Raw genomic sequence first — 16,422 nt, forward strand, 5'->3', positions numbered from 1 at the left:
TCGTCACTCCAACTAGACGCGGCCGAGCGCGAATCCACGCGCGATGTGCTTGCGGACGAACCAGATCACCAGCGCACCCGGCACCAGCGTCAGGACGCCGGCGGTGGCCAGCAGGCCCCAGTCGAGGCCGGAAGCGCTGGTCGTCCGCGTCATGGTGACCACGATCGGCTTGGCATCGGTGGACGTCAGTGTCCGCGCGAAGAGCAGCTCAACCCACGAGAACATGAAGCAGAAGAACGCCGTGACACCCACCCCGGAGCGGATCAGCGGCAGGAAGATCGTGATGAAGAACCGCGGCCAGCTGTAGCCGTCCAGATAGGCGGTCTCATCGATCTCCTTGGGCACGCCGGACATGAACCCCTCAAGGATCCAGACCGCGAGCGGCACCGTGAACAATGTATGCGCCAGTGCCACGGCGATGTGCGTGTCATAGAGCCCGGCACTCTGATAAAGCTCGAAGAACGGCAGCAGGAATACCGCCGGCGGCGCCATGATGTTGGTGAGCAGCCAGAAGAACAGATGCTTGTCGCCCAGGAAGTTATAACGGCTGAAGGCATAGGCCGCCGGCAGCGCCACGGTGAGCGAGATCACCACGTTCATCGCTACATAGAGCGTGGAGTTGATGTAGCCCGGATACCAGGTCGGATCGGTGAAGATCTTGACGTAGTTGGCGATCGTCAGGTCCTTCGGCCACAGCGTGAAGCTGGAGAGGATCTCCTGGTTGGTCTTCAGCGACATCATGAGCAGCCAGTAGATCGGCAGCATGAGGAAGACCAGCCAGGCGGCCAGGAAGATATAGCGTCGTTTGGAACCCACGGCTTAGCCCTCCCGGTCCATGTTGAGAATGGTCAGATAGAACACATAGCTGAACAGCAGAATGATCAGGAAGTAGATCAACGAGAACGCTGCCGCCGGTCCCAGATCGAACTGACCCACCGCCATTGTGGCGAGGCTCTGGCTCAGGAATGTCGTGGAGTTGCCGGGCCCGCCGCCGGTCAGCACGAAGGGCTCGGCGTAGATCCGGAAACTGAAGATGAAGCGCAGCAGCACGGCGATCAGGAGCACACCCTTGAGCTTGGGCAGCTCAATGTAGCGGAACACCGCCCAGCGCGACGCGCCGTCAATGCGTGCGGCCTGGTAGAACGGATCGGGAATCGCCTGCAGACCCGCATAGCAGAGCAGGATGACCAGTGAGGTCCAGTGCCAGACGTCCATGACCAGAACCGTCAACCAGGCATCCAGCGAGTCACCGGTGTAGTTGTAGTCAAAGCCAATGCTGTTGAGGATCACTCCGGCAAAACCGACATCCGGGCGCGAGAACACCTGCCAGATGGTACCGACCACGTTCCACGGCACCAGCAGCGGCAGCGCGAGCAGCACCAGCGACACCGAGACCCAGGGGCCCTTTTTAGGCATGCACAAGGCCAGGCCGACTCCCAGCGGGATCTGGATCAGCAGCACCGCGCTCGAGAAGATCAGCTGCCGGATCAACGCCCCGTGCAGCGCCGGATCGCGCAGCACTTCGGTAAACCAGTCCGTGCCCACGAAGAAGCGGGAGTTCGGACCGAAGATATCCTGCAGCGAGTAGTTGACGACGGTCATCAGCGGCAGGATGGCGCTGAACGACACCACCAGCACCACTGGCAGCACCATCAACCATGCCCATTGGTATTCACGCTTTTCCACGTTTCCTCCCCCTTAACCGACGAGCTTGTCGTCGGCATACAGCAGCGCGTTATCGACGGGGAACACCACCCGTAGACCGTCGCTGTCGATTGTCCCGGATTCATCCAGCCGGACATGGACCTCATGGCCACCGAGCTGGCCTGTCACCAGCAGGTAGTCGCCCAGATCCTCGACCTTGTCGACCTTGATGAGATGCGCGGCCTCGTCCGCGCCAGCCGGGCGGATGAGCTCCGGCCGGATCCCGAGCTGCAGCCGGCCACCGGCATTCCGGGCGGCCTCGGCCATGGCCGGATCGACCGGCACGCGGATGTCACCCACCACGGCCTCGCTGCCATCCACTTCGCAGTCGAAGAAGTTCATGCCCGGGCTGCCGATGAAATAGCCCACGAAGGTGTGCGCGGGCCGCTCGAAGAGCGCCTGTGGCGTGCCCACCTGCAGCACCTGGCCAGCCAGCATGACCACCACTTTGTCGGCGAAGGTCAGTGCTTCGGTCTGGTCGTGGGTGACATAGACCAGCGTCAGGTTGAGCTGCTCGTGTATTTCGCGCAGTTTCCGACGCAGCTGCCATTTCAGATGCGGATCGATGACCGTCAGCGGCTCGTCGAACAGCACCGCGGCGACGTCCTCGCGGACCAGTCCCCGACCCAGCGAGATTTTCTGCTTCGCATCGGCGGTGAGGTTGTTCGCGCGTCGCTTGAGCACGTCCTCCAGGCTCAGCATCCCGGCGATGTGGTTCACGCGCCGGGTGATGTAGCCCTCGTCCATGCCCCGGTTGCGCAGCGGGAAGGCCAGATTGTCGAACACGGTCATCGTGTCGTAGATCACCGGGAACTGGAAAACCTGGCCGATGTTGCGGCGCTCGGGTGACAGGGTCGTCACATCCTGCTCGCCGAACATCACCTTGCCCTCGGAGGGCTCGACCAGTCCGGAGATGATATTCAGCAGCGTCGTCTTGCCGCAGCCCGATGGACCGAGCAGCGCATAGGCACCCCCGTCCTCCCAGACATGCTGCATGGGCTGCAGGGCGTAGTCTCCCCCGGGGGCGTATTGATGCGCCAGATGATTGAGTTCTATTCGCGCCATTGTTCTTTTCCGCGTTATTGCTGCGGCGCGGCCACCAACTGGTCCGCGCTGTCGAATACGTAGGCCCGGTTAAGGTCGGCGTGCACGTCGAAGCGATCCCCCGGATGCACCACATGCACCCCGCGCTCCTCCACGACCCAGTCATGGCCGTTGACCTCGAGATGGACATAAGTCACCGAACCGGCCACTTCCGCCACTTCCACCGTGCCGTGCACGACAACGCGGTCATCAGCAGGCGTGACGAACAGGTGATGCGGACGGATGCCCATGGTGTAGCGCCCGGGAACGAGATCTTTCATCTGCTCCGGCAGCGGCTGGTCGAACAGTCCCTCGACCTTGACCCGTCCGTCGTCGACCTGGATCGGCATAAGGTTCATCGGTGGGTCAGCGAATACCTGCGTCACGGTGGTATTGGCGGGATGGCGATAGCACTCCGCGGTCACACCGTGCTGGATCACCTGCCCTTCGTGGAGCACGGTGGTCTTGCCACCCAGCACCAGGGCCTCTTCGGGCTCGGTGGTCGCATAGACCACCACCGTGTCACGGTCGGCGAACAGGTTGCGCAGCTCTGAGCGCAGCCCCTCGCGGAGCTTGTAGTCGAGATTGACCAGCGGCTCGTCGAGCAGCACCAGCTTGGCGTCGCGCACCAGCGCCCGCGCCATGGCACAGCGCTGCTGCTGCCCGCCGGACAGCTCGGCCGGCAACCGGTCGATCAGGTGATCGATCCCCAGCCGTTCGGCCTCGGTGCGCACGCGCCGGTCAATCTCGTCATCGGAGATCTTGGCCAGCTTCAGCGGCGAGGCAATATTGTCGTAGACCGACAGCGATGGATAGTTGATGAACTGCTGATAGACCATCCCCACGGAGCGCTTGCGCACCGGCACGCGGGTCATGTCCTGGCCATCCTCCATGACACGGCCGGTATTGGGCCGCTCGAGCCCCGCCATGATCCGCATCATGCTGGTCTTACCGGCCTCGGTCAGGCCCAGCAGCACATTGAATTCGCCGCGCTGGAAGGTGAGGTTCACATCGCGCAGATGCGCCTCACCGTCAACAGTGCGATTCACCCCCTCCAGGACGAGACTCATTATGCAGTTGCCCTCTTTTTCTCCTGTCCCGTATACCAGGCGCTCACCCGCTCGCGCTGATCGCTATCCAACATCAGGCCCAGCTTACTGCGCCGCCAGATGGCGTCCTCGGCGGTCATCGCCCACTCATGCTCCGCCAGATAGCGGAGCTCCGCTTCGTAGCAGTCGGATCCGAAATGCTCGCCCAGGTCATCAAGCGACTGAGCGTCCCCCAGCATGGTCTCGATCCGCGTGCCGTAATTGCGCACCAGCCGCCAGGCCATCGTCTCCGGCAGCCACGGCCGCCCGCGGCGCAGCTGCGCCAGATAGGCCTCGAAGTCGCCATCGGGGATGTCGCCACCCGGCAGGGCCTCATCGCCCGTCCAGTCGGCGATGCTGGCGCCCACCAGCGGCGCGATCTGATCGACCGCCTGGCGCGCGAGGGTCCGGTACGTGGTGATCTTGCCACCGAAAACCGACAGCAGCGGCGCGCCCTTATCATCAAGATCGAGGCTGTAGTCGCGGCTGACCGCTGAGACGTCGGACTCCTCGGACTCGTCGTAGAGCGCCCGCACCCCGGAGTAGGTCCAGACCACATCCTTCGGCGCGATCTCTTCCTTGAAATAGCGATTCACGGCATCACAGAGATACTGGATCTCGTCGTCACTCGCGGTCGCCTCGGCGGGGTTGCCCTCGTAGGCGACATCGGTGGTGCCGATCAGGGTGAAGTCCTGCTCGTAGGGGATGGCGAAAATGACGCGGCCGTCGGAATTCTGGAAGAGGTAGGAGTCCTCGTGATCGAACATCTTTGGCACGACGATGTGGCTGCCCTTGACCAGATGCACGTCCTTGCTGTTGCTGACGGCCATCTCGCTGCCCAGGAACTTCGCCACCCAGGGGCCGGCTGCATTCACAACCGAACGCGAATGAACATTTCGAACATCGCCCGTCACGGCATCGGTGAGCTCTACGCTCCACTCATCGTCGCCGCGCTCGGCACCCGTGCATCGGGTCCGCGGCAGCACCGTGCCACCCCGCTGTTCGACGTCCATGCAGTTGAGGACCACCAGACGCGAGTCCTGCACCCAGCAGTCGGAGTACATGAACCCCTTGGTCACGCCATCCTTGAGCGGCGCGCCGGCATAGTGGGTCTGCAGGTTGAGGCCCTTGGAGCCGGGCAGCTTGTTGCGTCCACCCAGATGGTCGTAGAGGAACAGCCCCATGCGGATCATCCACGCGGGCCGCAGCTCTTTGACGTGCGGCATGACGAACCGCAGCGGCCAGATGATGTGCGGGGCGATGCCCATGAGCACTTCACGCTCCTTGAGCGCCTTCTGAACCAGCCGGAATTCGTAGTATTCGAGATAGCGGAGACCGCCGTGCACGAGTTTGGTGCTGGCGGAGGATGTGTAATTGGCGAGATCGCCCTGCTCGACAAGCAGCGTGCGGAGGCCGCGACCTGCCGCGTCACGTGCGATCCCTGCGCCGTTGATACCACCGCCGACGACCACCAGGTCGTAGCGGTCAGTCTGCTGACCTTCGGAAGCCACAGGTGCCTCTCCTCCGTTTCCAATGTTGGCGACTATACTGCCGCCTTTTAATGTTCGTTTTCAAACATACCACCCCGCTGGTGGGCGTCAAGTGAATCCGCAGGTCCGTCATCGCTGTCGGTCACGACCAGCCGTCCGCCGTTCTCCGCCATGGCGCGGCGCACGAACGCCGGCGGTTCGGCATCGGTGTAGAGTTCATCGATCGCGCTGATATCCGCCACGCGCACCATCGCATTGCGGCCGAACTTGCTGTGATCGGCGCCGAGCAGCGTCGAGCGCGCATTGCGCAGAATCGCCTGTATCACTCGAACCTCGTGGTAATCGAAATCGAGCAATGTGCCATCGGCCTCAATGCCAGAAATACCCAGAACCGCATAGTCGACCTTGAATTGATTGACAAAATCGATGGTCGCCTCGCCGGTGATGCCCCGATCGCGCCGGCGCACCACCCCGCCGGCCACGATCACCTCGCAGCCGGGGCTATCGGCCAGCACCGTCGCCACATTGAGGTTGTTGGTGATGACGCGCAGCCCATCATGCTCGCGCAGCGCCATCGCCACTGCCTCGGTGGTCGTCCCCAGGGTGATGAACACCGAGGCCTTGTCCGGGATGCGCGCGGCGATCGCGCGACCGATCCGGGCCTTGGCCTCGGGCAGAAGGATGCGCCGCGCCTGATAATTGACGTTCTCGACACTGGAGGGCAATCCGGCACCGCCATGGTAGCGGCGCAGCAGACCGCCGCTGCACAGGGCGTTGATGTCGCGTCGGATGGTCTGGGCGGTGACGGCGAAGTGCTGCGCCAGCGCCTCGACCGAGACGAACCCCTGCTCCTGGACGAGATCGAGCATCGCCTGCTGCCGACGATTGAGCCCGACCGGTCGATCCGCTGCCCCGATCAAAGCGCACCTCCTTGGGTTCGGTTGTGAGCACCGAACTTGACATTTTTCGTTTGCGTTCGATCATACCGGCTTAGCACAAGGGCGCAATCACACCGGAGGAGAGCAGCGGCATGGCGGATAACAAAGGCATCCTGGCCATCGATCAGGGGACGACGAGCTCACGCGCGATTGTCTTCGATCTCGAGGGCAATATCGTGGCCACCGCGCAGGAGGAATTCCCGCAGCATTATCCGCACAGCGGCTGGGTGGAGCATGAGCCGCAGGACCTCTTCCACACCACGGTCGACACCAGCCGACGCGCGATCAAGGCGGCCAAGGCGGCGGGTGTCCACGCCCGCACCATCGGCATCACCAACCAGCGCGAGACCACGATCGTCTGGGACCGGCGCACGGGCGAGCCCGTCCACAACGCCATCGTCTGGCAGGATCGGCGCACGGCCGAGCGCTGCGCGGCACTCAAGGCCGCCGGCCACGAGGCAATGGTGGCGGAGCGCACCGGGCTGCTGCTCGACCCCTATTTCGCCGCCACCAAGATCGCCTGGATCCTCGACAATGTCCGCGGCGCCCGCGAGCGCGCCCGGAAGGGCGAACTCGCCTTTGGCACCGTCGACACCTGGCTGCTGTGGAACCTCACCCGGGGTCGCAGTCATGCCACTGACGCGACCAACGCCAGTCGCACCCTGCTCTTCAACATCCATCGCCAGGCCTGGGATGACGACCTCCTGCAGCTGTTCGACATCCCTGCCTCGATCCTCCCCGAGGTCCTCGACAGTGCCGATGAGTTCGGCGCCACCGAGGCCGACATCCTTGGCACCGCGCTGCCCATCGAGGGCATCGCCGGTGACCAGCACGCCGCCGTTGTCGGCCAGTGCTGCTTTCGGCCGGGCATGATCAAGAGCACCTACGGCACCGGCTGTTTCGCGCTGATGAACACCGGCACCGAGGCGGTCCCCTCCGAGAACCGCATGCTCACCACCACGGCCTACCGGATCAACGGTCAGCCCACCTATGCGCTGGAGGGGGCGATCTTCATCGCCGGCGCGGCCATTCAGTGGCTGCGCGACGAGCTCGGCATCATCGCCCACGCCTCGCAGAGCGAAGGCCTGGCCAATGATGCCGAGGCCGAGGGCCTGTATATGGTGCCGGCGTTCACCGGCCTGGGCGCGCCGTGGTGGGATCCGAACGCGCGGGGCGCGATTTTCGGGCTGACCCGCAACACCGGGGTGGCCGAGTTCGTCCATGCGGCGCTGGATTCGGTCTGCCTGCAGACCGGTGACCTGCTCGAGGCCATGGCCGATGACTCCCACACCCAGCAGGCGACGCTGCGCGTCGACGGCGGCATGGTGGCCAATAGCTGGCTGCTCCAGCGGCTCGCCGATCTGACCGGGCTGGATGTCGAGCGGCCCCGGATCATCGAGACCACCGCGCTGGGCGCGGCCTATCTGGCCGGACTGCAGCACGGACTGTATGAATCGCTGGAGAGCCTCGAGTCGCAGTGGTCGCTGGATGCCCGCTTCAAGCCGGCCATCTCCCACCAGACCCGGGAGCATATCGTCGAGGGCTGGCATGATGCCGTGCGACGGACCCTGACCACCGGGCGCTGAAAACGCTATCATGGTCGCTATTGATCACGACGCCGGAGGCTCAATGCAGTACCTGCACACGATGGTCCGCATCAGCGATATCGATGACTCCCTGCGCTTTTACCGCGATCTGCTGGGCATGGAGGAGATCAACCGCCACGACAGCGAGAAGGGGCGGTTCACGCTGATCTTTCTCGCCGCGCCAGCGGATGGTGACCGGGCCCGCTCGAGTGATCGCGCCCCCATGCTCGAGCTCACCTACAACTGGGATCCGGAGACCTATAGTGGCGGCCGCAACTTCGGCCACCTCGCCTATCGCGTCGACGATATCTATGGCCTCTGCCAGCATCTGATGGATCATGGCGTCACCATCAACCGCCCCCCACGGGACGGTCACATGGCGTTCGTCAAATCCCCGGACGGTATCTCGGTGGAGCTGCTGCAGAGCGGCGATGCGCTGCCCGCGCGGGAACCCTGGGCATCCATGGCCAACACGGGGAGCTGGTAATGCCCGCGGCCGGCGCACGGCCCATGGATGACCGGCGCCGTGACCGGTGGGGGCTGGCCGGCTGGACGCTACTGGTTGTGATCGCCGCCATGGGCGGCATCCTCAGCCCACCCGGCGACTGGTACGCGGCGCTGGAAAAGCCGCCCCTGACGCCGCCGGACCTGCTCTTCCCGATTGCCTGGACTGCACTCTACGGCCTGATGATCGCCGCGGCGTGGCAGGTCTGGCGGCGTACGGGCCTGGTGGGCGGACTCGCGGTGCTGGTGCCGTTCATCGCCCAGCTCGGCGCCAACGGGCTGTGGAGCATCCTGTTCTTCCAGTGGCACCGCCCCGATCTGGCGCTGGTGGATCTGGTGGTGCTCTGGGCGCTCATCGCGCTCACCATGCTGCGATTCCGCCGCGTCCACCCGCCGGCCGCCTGGCTGCTCGCCCCCTACCTGGTCTGGGTGAGCTATGCCGGTTACCTGAACATCGCCATCATCCTGCTCAACGGGCCGGCGCCACCGGCCTGATCAGCCGCGCTCGATCCGCTCCCGCCACTCGGCCTCGGTGAACTCGATCCCCTCCCGCTCCCAGGGCGGGACCGGGGTGAACACCTCGACGAGGAAGTCCACGAACGCGCGGACCTTGCGGGATAGATGCCGGCGATGGGGATAGAGCAGGAAATACGCCGAGCGCTCGTGGGGATACTGCGGCAGCACCGGTACCAGATCGCCGCGCCGGATCGCTGGCATCACCAGCCAGGTGGACAGCCGCGCCAGCCCCACGCCCGCCAGTGCCGCCTCATACAGGGCATCGGCGGTATTGGCGCGGAAGTTGCCTTTGACATGCAGCGTGCGATGGCCCTGGACCGGGTCCTCGAAGGCCCAGTCGTTGAGCTGCGAGACCTCGTAGAGCGTCAGGCAATTGTGCGAGAGCAGCGCCTCGGGACTCTCAGGCGCACCATGCCGGGCGATGTAGTCGGGTGAGGCGCAGATGATGCGGCGATTGACGCACAGCCGCCGGGCGATGAGCGAGGGATCATCCATCTGCTCGCGCCACTGGATGGCCACGTCGATCCCTTCCTCGATCAGATCGACCTGCCGGTCGGTGAGCTCGAACTCGATATTGAGCTCGGGATAGCGGGCCAGGAATTCCTGGATCCGTGGCAGCACCTCGACCCGGCCGAACGCCACGGTCGCCGCCACCCGAAGCGTCCCGCGCGGGTTTTCATTGAGCGCCGTGACCGCCTCCTCGGCCTCCTCGATCTCCTGGATGATCCGTGAGCAGCGCTCGTAGTAGGCATGCCCGACCTCGGTCAGGCTCACGCGCCGGGTCGTGCGGTTGAAAAGCCGCACGCCGAGGCGATCCTCGAGGCGGCGGATCTGCTTGCTCACCGCCGAGGGTGTGAGGTCGAGATCGCGGGCGGCCGAGGAAAAGCTCCCACGGTCCACCGCCCGGACGAACATATGCATTTCCGCCGCCTGATCCATCACTCCACCTATTCGTTGCTGTCCCCATCGTATGCCATTGCCGCCGGCCGTGTGCCCATCAGGCCGGCAACAGGGCCCGTAGGGCCCAGAGCGCGATCATCCCGATGATCAGCGTCGGCAGCGTCGCCCGGGTACGCCAGGCCACCCATGCCGCCACCGCGCCGGCCAGCAGCCGGGCCGCATCCATCGTCCCGTCCGTCTGCCACTGAACGAGCCCGGGGAGCACCAGTGCCGCGAACACCGCCGGCGGGACGTAGTTGAGGCCGCGGCGCACCAGATCGGGCATCCGCAGGCCATGACCGAACACCAGAAACGCCCCGCGCCAGGCGAACGTGCCCGCCCCGATCACCGCGATCACCCCCCAGAGCGGATCAATCACGCCGCCATCCCTCCGCGATCACGCCGGCGGCGATCCCCGCCAGCGAGGCCAGCGTCAGACCGAGCCCAGCGGGCAGATCACGGCCCAGCACCGACAGCGATCCGGCCACCAGCGCCGCGATGACACCCGGGCGGCTGTTGATCGACATCATCAGTAGTGCCAGGAAGATCAGCGGCACGATGAACCCCAGCTCCCAGGCCGGCGGCATCGCCGTCCCGGCCCAGTAGCCGAACGCCGTCGCCAGCTGCCAGACGCCCCACAGCGGCAGCGCCACGCCGAGGTAGAACCAGTGACTGCAGCGGTCACCGCCCTCGGTCATCACCCGCGAGATGGTCAGGGCATAGGCCTGATCGGTGAGGATATAGGCCATCAGCGAGCGCCAGCCCGCCGTCAGGTGCTGGAAATGCGGCGCCAGATGGGCACTGTACATGAGCATGCGCAGGTTGATGATCAGCGCCGTGATCACCACCAGAGGGGCTGCCGCGCCGGCATCGATGAGCTGGATGCTCGCGAGCTGCGAGGCACCGGCGAAGACGATCACCGACATCCCCATCGTCAGCGCCGCCCCCAGCCCCGCGTCGAGCCCCGCAACACCGGCCGTGACACCAAACGGCACAATGGCGGCGACCATGGGCGCAACGGCTCTCAGGCCATCGGCGAACGCCTGTCGACGGGGGGATGTCATGGGCTGGCGCGGTCAGCCCTCGGGCGGTGCGGTCGCCACAAACGACGGCCGCCCGAGCAGTTGATCCAGCCAGTCGCCCACCGCCGGCTGCCCATCGCGCCACGGCACCTCCGCGCCGAAGCGGAACCGCACCCAGTCAAGGGCCAGCACCGCGGCCAGATCACCCAGATCCGGATCCTGCGCCGAGGCACCGGGGTCGACCGCATCGGCGACGCTCTCGGTGGCACGCTGGAGACCCTCGAAGCGCCGGCGGGCGAGCGGTGTATTGGGATCGCCATAGCGGCGCTCGGTCAGCACGCCGACGCCGGCATCGATACAGCCGATGGCCTGACCCAACCGGGCATGGACCCGCTCGACGGTATCCCGCGGCATCAGCCGTGGCTCCGGATAGCGCCGCTCCAGGAACAGCACGATGACACCGGCCTCGGTCAGCACCTGACCACTGGGCATGACCAGCGTCGGCACCCGCGAGTGGGTGTTCACCGCGAGCAGTTCCGCCGGCGACGCCCAGGGATCGACGAAGCGGTAATCGACCCGATCCTGGAGATGCTTTTCGATCAGCGCGACCCGGACCAACCGCGCGTATGGCGATGTTGGCGATGTGAAGAGTCTCATGCCGGTGTCCCCCCCGTTTTTCGGCGCGCCAGCGCCTGATGCGTATTATGCCCCAGCATCAGCAGACAGGGCGTGAGCACGAGCGTGAGCAGCGTCGCGAAAGTCAGGCCACCGGCGATGGTGGCCGATAGCTGCGCCCACCACTGGGTGGAGGGTGCGTTGAACTCGATACTCCGGCCCAGCAGATCGACGTTCAGCTTGAGCACCATGGGCATCAGCCCCAGCACCGTCGTCACCGAGGTGAGCAGCACCGGACGCAGGCGCTGGGCGGCGGTCCGCTGGATCGCCTCGGCGACCGGCTGCCCCTGGGCGCGCAGGGCATTATAGGTATCGATCAGCACGATGTTGTTGTTCACCACGATCCCCGCCAGCGCGATCATCCCGACACCGCCCATGACGATACCGAACGGCCGCTGGGTGATCATCAGACCAAGCAGTACGCCGGCGGTGGACAGCACGATGGCGGAGAGCACCAGCACGGTCTGGTAGACGCTGTTGAACTGCGTCAGCAGGATGATGCACATCAGTGCGACCGCCACCCCGAACGCCACACTCAGGAACGACTGCGCCTCGCGTTGATCCTCGTCCTCGCCCTTGAACCGCACGCTGACCCCCTCGGGCAGCGGCTCATCGGCGATCGACCCGCGCAGTGCCTGGACCCGCTCGTCCACCAGCCGCCCCGCGGCAACATCGGCGTTCACGGTCAGGACCCGCTGGCCGTTGATCCGCTCCAGCGTCCCGGTCTTGGGTGACGGCTCGAAGTCGACGAAGTGACTCACCGGCACCTGCCCATGACGGGTCGGCACCCGCAGTTGGCCAAGGCTCTCGAGGCTGCGGTCGGCCACCGGATAGCGCACCCGGATGTCGAGCTCGTCGTCGGCGTTATCCGGCCGGTAATCGGCGATCAGCACACCATTGGTCACCAGCTGGACGGCATTACCCACCAGCTGGACGTCGGCGCCGTAGCGCGCGGCCTGCTCGCGATCCACCCGCAGCGCCCACTCAATGCCCGGCAGCGGTCGATTATCCTCGACATCGGCGAAGCCGCCCAGCTGGCTCATGCGCGTGCGCAGCGCCTCAACCCCCGTCGCCAGGCGATCCGGCTGCCCCGAGACCTGCAGCTCCACTGGTTTGGCCTGCCCCGGCCCCTGGGTCTGTTCAGCGATCTGGATGCGGATACCGGGGATATCCGCCAGCGCGGCACGGATGTCTTTGATGATCACCGCCGCTGGCCGGCGCTGCGTCCAGTCGACGAAATCGAGCTGCACCACCCCGATGGCATCCCGCGCCAGCGACTGACCACCGGTCCGGGTCGGATCGGCAAAGGTTCGGGCATAGGCGAAATCCACTTCATCAAAGCCACTGAGGCGCGATTCCACCGCCCGGACCAGCTCGTCTTTCTCGCGAATGGACAGATCACCCCGGGCCTGGACCTGGACGCGGGCATAGTCGGGCTCGGTGGAGGGGAAGAACTCCACCCCCACGCCAAAGCGGGCGTAGGCGATATAGGTCGACACCACCACCGCCAGGATCACCACCAGCACCGTGCCGGGCATATTCAGGGCGCCGCGCAGCATCCGCAGATAGGCGCCACTGAAGCCATCGAGGGTGTTCAGATCGCCATCCTCGGCGATGCGCACGCGGCGGTGGTGGCTGCCCTGGGTCGCCTCGCGGCGCCCGAACCGACTGCCCAGCACCGGAATGAACACCAGCGCCATGGCGAGCGATGCCGTCAGCGTGACGATCACGGTGATCGGCAGGTATTTCATGAACTGCCCGACCACACCGCCCCAGAACAGCAGCGGCACGAACACCGAGAGCGTGGTGATGGTCGCCGCGACGATCGGCCAGCTCATGCGCCGGGCGCCGTAGCGATAGGCCTCCAGCGCCGACCAGCCCTCGGTCAGGCGGCGCTCGGCGAGCTCCACCACCACGATGGCGGCGTCGACGAGCATGCCCACCACCAGGATGAGGCTGAATAGCACGACGATATTCATCGTATAGCCCATCGCATGGATGGCGAGGGTGCCGGCCAGGAACGACCCCGGAATGGCGAGTCCCACCAGTAGCGCCGGGCGCCAGCCCATCGCCGCCACCACCACGATCATGACCAGCACCACGGCGGTCAGCACATTGTTCTGCAGATCCCGCAGCATGGTCCGGATGTCATCGGAGCGGTCCTGGAGATAGGTCACCTCCATGGACGACGGCCATTCCGCGCGGCTGGCCTCGACGATCCGGCGGACCTGATCGTTGACCTCGATGATGTTGGCGCCGACACGCTTGGAGACCTCCAGCGTCACCGCCGCCTGGCCGTTGACGCGGGCGAACTCGTCGGCGTCCTTGAAGGTACGCCGGACGTCCGCCACATCGCCGAAGGTGACCACCCGGTCGTCGGCGACCTTCACCGGCAGACTGCGGACATCGTCCATGTCCTCGATGACACCGGGGACCTTGACCGACAGCCGTCCCGCCCCGGTGTCCAGCGCGCCGGCGGCGATCAGGCGATTATTGCGATCGACGAGGTTGAACAGATCGGCATAGGAGACATCGTAGGTCTGCATGACCCGGTCATCGACGGTGACCTCGAGCAGCTCCTCGCGATTGCCGCCAATGTCCGCCTCGAGCACGCCGGGCAGGGACTCGACCTCGTCCTGCAGGCGCTCGGCGGCGTCGATCAGTGTGCGCTCGGGGACGGCGCCCGACAGTGCGACGGTGAGCACCGGGAAGAGCGCCACGTTGACCTCGTTGACGCGCGGCTCCTCGGCCCCCTGGGGCAACTCCGAGCGGGCGATGTCGACGCCCTCGCGGACATCATCCAGCGCCTGATCGGCATCGAACCCGGCGTCGAACTCGAGCAGCACCGAGGCGAAGCCCTCGGTGGCCGTTCCCTTGATCTCGTCCAGCCCCTCGATGCTCGAGAGCTCACGCTCCATGGGTCGCACCAGCAGGCGCTCGGCATCCTCCGGGGAGATCCCCTGATAGGCCATGGACACGTAAATGACCGGGATGTTGACGTCCGGCTCCGCCTCCTTGGGGATGGCCTGATAGGCAACCGCCCCCATGATAAGGATCAGCAGCAGGACCAGCGTGACCGAGCGGCTGCGGCTGAGGGCGGCATCAATCAGGGTGCGCATGGGATCAGTCGCCGTTGGCGGGGGCATCAGCCGGGACCGGATTGACGGTATCGCCCGCCCGGACGAAGCCCTGCCCGACGGTGATCAGCCGCACCGGGTCGGTCAGCCCGGTGACCCAGACACCATCCCGCTCGGTGCGGACAATCTCCACCGGCTCGAAGACCACGCGATGATCGGCGTCCACGGTCTTGACGCCGACCTCACCGGAGGCGGCCAGCGCCAGCCAGGCGGGGCTCAGGAAATACGCCCGGGTGGCCCCCAGGGGAATGCGGATAGTGGCGCTGACGCCCACCGGCAGGCCATCGGGGTTGGCGGCGGCCACCTCGACGCGGAATGTCCGCGAGCCCTGCTCCGCCGCGCCACTGATATATCGAACCGTACCGCTGAGGGTGTCACCGGTGGCGAGTCGCACCCGCGCCTCGCGCCCGGTCTCGACCTCGCCGATATCCTGCTGGGCGACATGGGCGGTGGCGATGAGCGGGTCGATGTCGAGTATCCGCGCCACCCGCTCGCCGGCGGCCAGGTAATCGCCCTCATCCACCGCGCGGGTCTCCACCTGACCGGCGATGGGCGCGGTGATGGTGGTGTTGTCGATCGCCTCTTCAATCGTCGCGAGCCGCGCCCGGGCCGCTTCCAGCGCGGCGCGGGCCTCACGCACGGCGATCTCCGACTGAAAGCCATCGCCGGAGAGCCGCCGGGCGGCGCTGAAATCCGCCTCGCGCTGGCTGACCCGCGCCTCGGCCTCGGTCCGGCGCGCCTCGCGATCGCCCATGGCGATCCGCAGGATCGGATCCCCGGCCGCCACGCGGTCGCCCTCTTCGACCCGCACCGCGGCGACCTGGCCCGAGGTCTCGGCACGCAGCTCGATGTCGTGTTCGGCGCGGGTATCGCCCTGGTTGTCCAGGAACCGCTCCACCGACGCCGCCTCGAGCCGGGTGACCTCGACATCCATCACCGCCGTGCTGGCGCCGGCGCCGGGCTGCGGCGGCGGGGCGTCATCGCCGCCCAGAAGCCCGCTCAGCATCCAGGTCACGAGCACCAGCGCGACGGCCAGGGCGATGAGGTAGGATTTGCGGTTCACGCCCCGTCGGTCCCGTTGTCGGGTGCATCACCCCCCGCGCCACCGACCGGCTCGAAGTGATGCCCGAATTTCGCCGCCTTGGTCTCGAGATAGACGTGGTTATGGCGGTTGCGCCCGGCCAGCAGCGGCAGGCGCTCGACGACACCCACGCCGGCGGCCTCCAGCCCCTCGACCTTGGCCGGGTTGTTGGTCATCAACCGCACCCGCGAGATGCCCAGCGATCCGAGCATCGAGGCGGCGACACCATAGTCCCGCGCGTCGGCGGCAAACCCCAGCGCCTCGTTGGCCTCGACCGTATCCGCCCCCTCGTCGTCCTGTACGCCATAGGCGCGGATCTTATTGAGCAGGCCGATCCCCCGGCCCTCCTGGCGCAGATAGATGATCACCCCCTCGCCGGCCTCACCGACCCGCTTCATGGCCGCCTCGAGCTGGGGGCCACAGTCACAGCGCTGGCTGAACAGGGCATCCCCGGTCAGGCACTCCGAGTGCACCCGCACCAGCGATGCCTCGGCGGCGGCCGGATCCCCCATGACCAGCGCCACGTGCTCGCCGCCGTTATCGGCCTGAAAGCCGTGGATGCGGAACGTGCCCCAGCGCGTGGGCAGGCGGGCCTGACCGGTCTCGTGGGCGATGGACGGATTGTCGAGCGGCGAATCGGACATGGACTGACTCGGGTG

At 66.1% G+C, this 16,422-nt stretch carries 16 protein-coding genes; 3 read left to right on the top strand and 13 right to left on the bottom strand.

The features are described 5' to 3' along the window. Positions 1-12: 12 nt before the first annotated feature. Genes SPICUR_RS08805 through SPICUR_RS08830 form a run of 6 tightly spaced genes read right to left on the bottom strand, consistent with a single transcriptional unit; the run spans position 13 to position 6,285 of the window. Positions 13-816, bottom strand: a complete 804-nt coding sequence (locus SPICUR_RS08805) for a carbohydrate ABC transporter permease (protein ID WP_023368156.1) — start codon at positions 814-816, stop codon at positions 13-15. Positions 817-819: 3 nt separating this feature from the next. After that, positions 820-1,686: a carbohydrate ABC transporter permease gene (locus SPICUR_RS08810; RefSeq protein ID WP_041381878.1), complete on the bottom strand. Its 867-nt coding sequence runs from the start codon at positions 1,684-1,686 to the stop codon at positions 820-822. Between the two features lie 12 nt (positions 1,687-1,698). Beyond that, positions 1,699-2,769 (bottom strand): ABC transporter ATP-binding protein, encoded by a 1,071-nt coding sequence (locus SPICUR_RS08815; RefSeq protein WP_041381880.1) that lies wholly within the window; start codon positions 2,767-2,769, stop codon positions 1,699-1,701. 14 nt (positions 2,770-2,783) lie between these two features. Continuing rightward, positions 2,784-3,857, bottom strand: coding sequence for an ABC transporter ATP-binding protein (locus SPICUR_RS08820; RefSeq protein WP_023368162.1), 1,074 nt, complete (start codon positions 3,855-3,857; stop codon positions 2,784-2,786). Continuing rightward, positions 3,857-5,386: a glycerol-3-phosphate dehydrogenase gene (gene glpD / locus SPICUR_RS08825; RefSeq protein WP_023368164.1), complete on the bottom strand. Its 1,530-nt coding sequence runs from the start codon at positions 5,384-5,386 to the stop codon at positions 3,857-3,859. The genes SPICUR_RS08820 and glpD overlap by 1 nt, the downstream gene beginning before the upstream one ends. Before the next feature lie 47 nt (positions 5,387-5,433). After that, complete coding sequence (locus SPICUR_RS08830) at positions 5,434-6,285, bottom strand: DeoR/GlpR family DNA-binding transcription regulator (RefSeq protein ID WP_023368166.1); 852 nt, start codon at positions 6,283-6,285, stop codon at positions 5,434-5,436. Between the two features lie 110 nt (positions 6,286-6,395). On the opposite strand from SPICUR_RS08830, the gene glpK reads away from it, so the two are divergent. Genes glpK through SPICUR_RS08845 form a run of 3 tightly spaced genes read left to right on the top strand, consistent with a single transcriptional unit; the run spans position 6,396 to position 8,888 of the window. Next, positions 6,396-7,889, top strand: a complete 1,494-nt coding sequence (gene glpK, locus SPICUR_RS08835; RefSeq protein ID WP_023368168.1) for a glycerol kinase GlpK — start codon at positions 6,396-6,398, stop codon at positions 7,887-7,889. 43 nt (positions 7,890-7,932) lie between these two features. Then, the gene (locus tag SPICUR_RS08840) at positions 7,933-8,376 is read left to right on the top strand and encodes a VOC family protein (RefSeq protein WP_023368170.1); all 444 of its coding nucleotides are present in this window, start codon (positions 7,933-7,935) and stop codon (positions 8,374-8,376) included. Beyond that, positions 8,376-8,888 carry a TspO/MBR family protein gene (locus tag SPICUR_RS08845; protein WP_023368172.1) on the top strand — a complete coding sequence of 171 codons (513 nt, stop codon included), beginning with the start codon at positions 8,376-8,378 and terminating at the stop codon, positions 8,886-8,888. Before SPICUR_RS08840 ends, SPICUR_RS08845 begins: the two co-directional genes overlap by 1 nt. Here SPICUR_RS08845 and SPICUR_RS08850 read toward each other — a convergent pair whose 3' ends face one another. From SPICUR_RS08850 to ribA, 7 genes are read right to left on the bottom strand one after another with little or no spacing between them, the layout of a single operon-like run. Next, complete coding sequence (locus SPICUR_RS08850) at positions 8,889-9,848, bottom strand: LysR family transcriptional regulator (RefSeq protein ID WP_023368174.1); 960 nt, start codon at positions 9,846-9,848, stop codon at positions 8,889-8,891. A gap of 58 nt (positions 9,849-9,906) precedes the next feature. Continuing rightward, positions 9,907-10,227, bottom strand: coding sequence for an AzlD domain-containing protein (locus SPICUR_RS08855; protein WP_023368176.1), 321 nt, complete (start codon positions 10,225-10,227; stop codon positions 9,907-9,909). Continuing rightward, positions 10,220-10,912, bottom strand: a complete 693-nt coding sequence (locus tag SPICUR_RS08860) for an AzlC family ABC transporter permease (protein WP_041381883.1) — start codon at positions 10,910-10,912, stop codon at positions 10,220-10,222. Before SPICUR_RS08860 ends, SPICUR_RS08855 begins: the two co-directional genes overlap by 8 nt. Before the next feature lie 12 nt (positions 10,913-10,924). Then, on the bottom strand, positions 10,925-11,527 hold the full coding sequence (locus tag SPICUR_RS08865; protein ID WP_041381885.1) for a glutathione S-transferase family protein: 603 nt from the start codon (positions 11,525-11,527) through the stop codon (positions 10,925-10,927). Continuing rightward, the gene (locus tag SPICUR_RS08870) at positions 11,524-14,664 is read right to left on the bottom strand and encodes an efflux RND transporter permease subunit (protein WP_041382564.1); all 3,141 of its coding nucleotides are present in this window, start codon (positions 14,662-14,664) and stop codon (positions 11,524-11,526) included. Before SPICUR_RS08870 ends, SPICUR_RS08865 begins: the two co-directional genes overlap by 4 nt. Before the next feature lie 4 nt (positions 14,665-14,668). Further along, complete coding sequence (locus tag SPICUR_RS08875) at positions 14,669-15,745, bottom strand: efflux RND transporter periplasmic adaptor subunit (RefSeq protein ID WP_023368184.1); 1,077 nt, start codon at positions 15,743-15,745, stop codon at positions 14,669-14,671. Beyond that, complete coding sequence (ribA, locus tag SPICUR_RS08880; RefSeq protein WP_023368186.1) at positions 15,742-16,407, bottom strand: GTP cyclohydrolase II; 666 nt, start codon at positions 16,405-16,407, stop codon at positions 15,742-15,744. Before ribA ends, SPICUR_RS08875 begins: the two co-directional genes overlap by 4 nt. Positions 16,408-16,422: the final 15 nt, after the last annotated feature.

It is taken from the genome of Spiribacter curvatus, from assembly GCF_000485905.1.
GTDB lineage: Bacteria > Pseudomonadota > Gammaproteobacteria > Nitrococcales > Nitrococcaceae > Spiribacter > Spiribacter curvatus.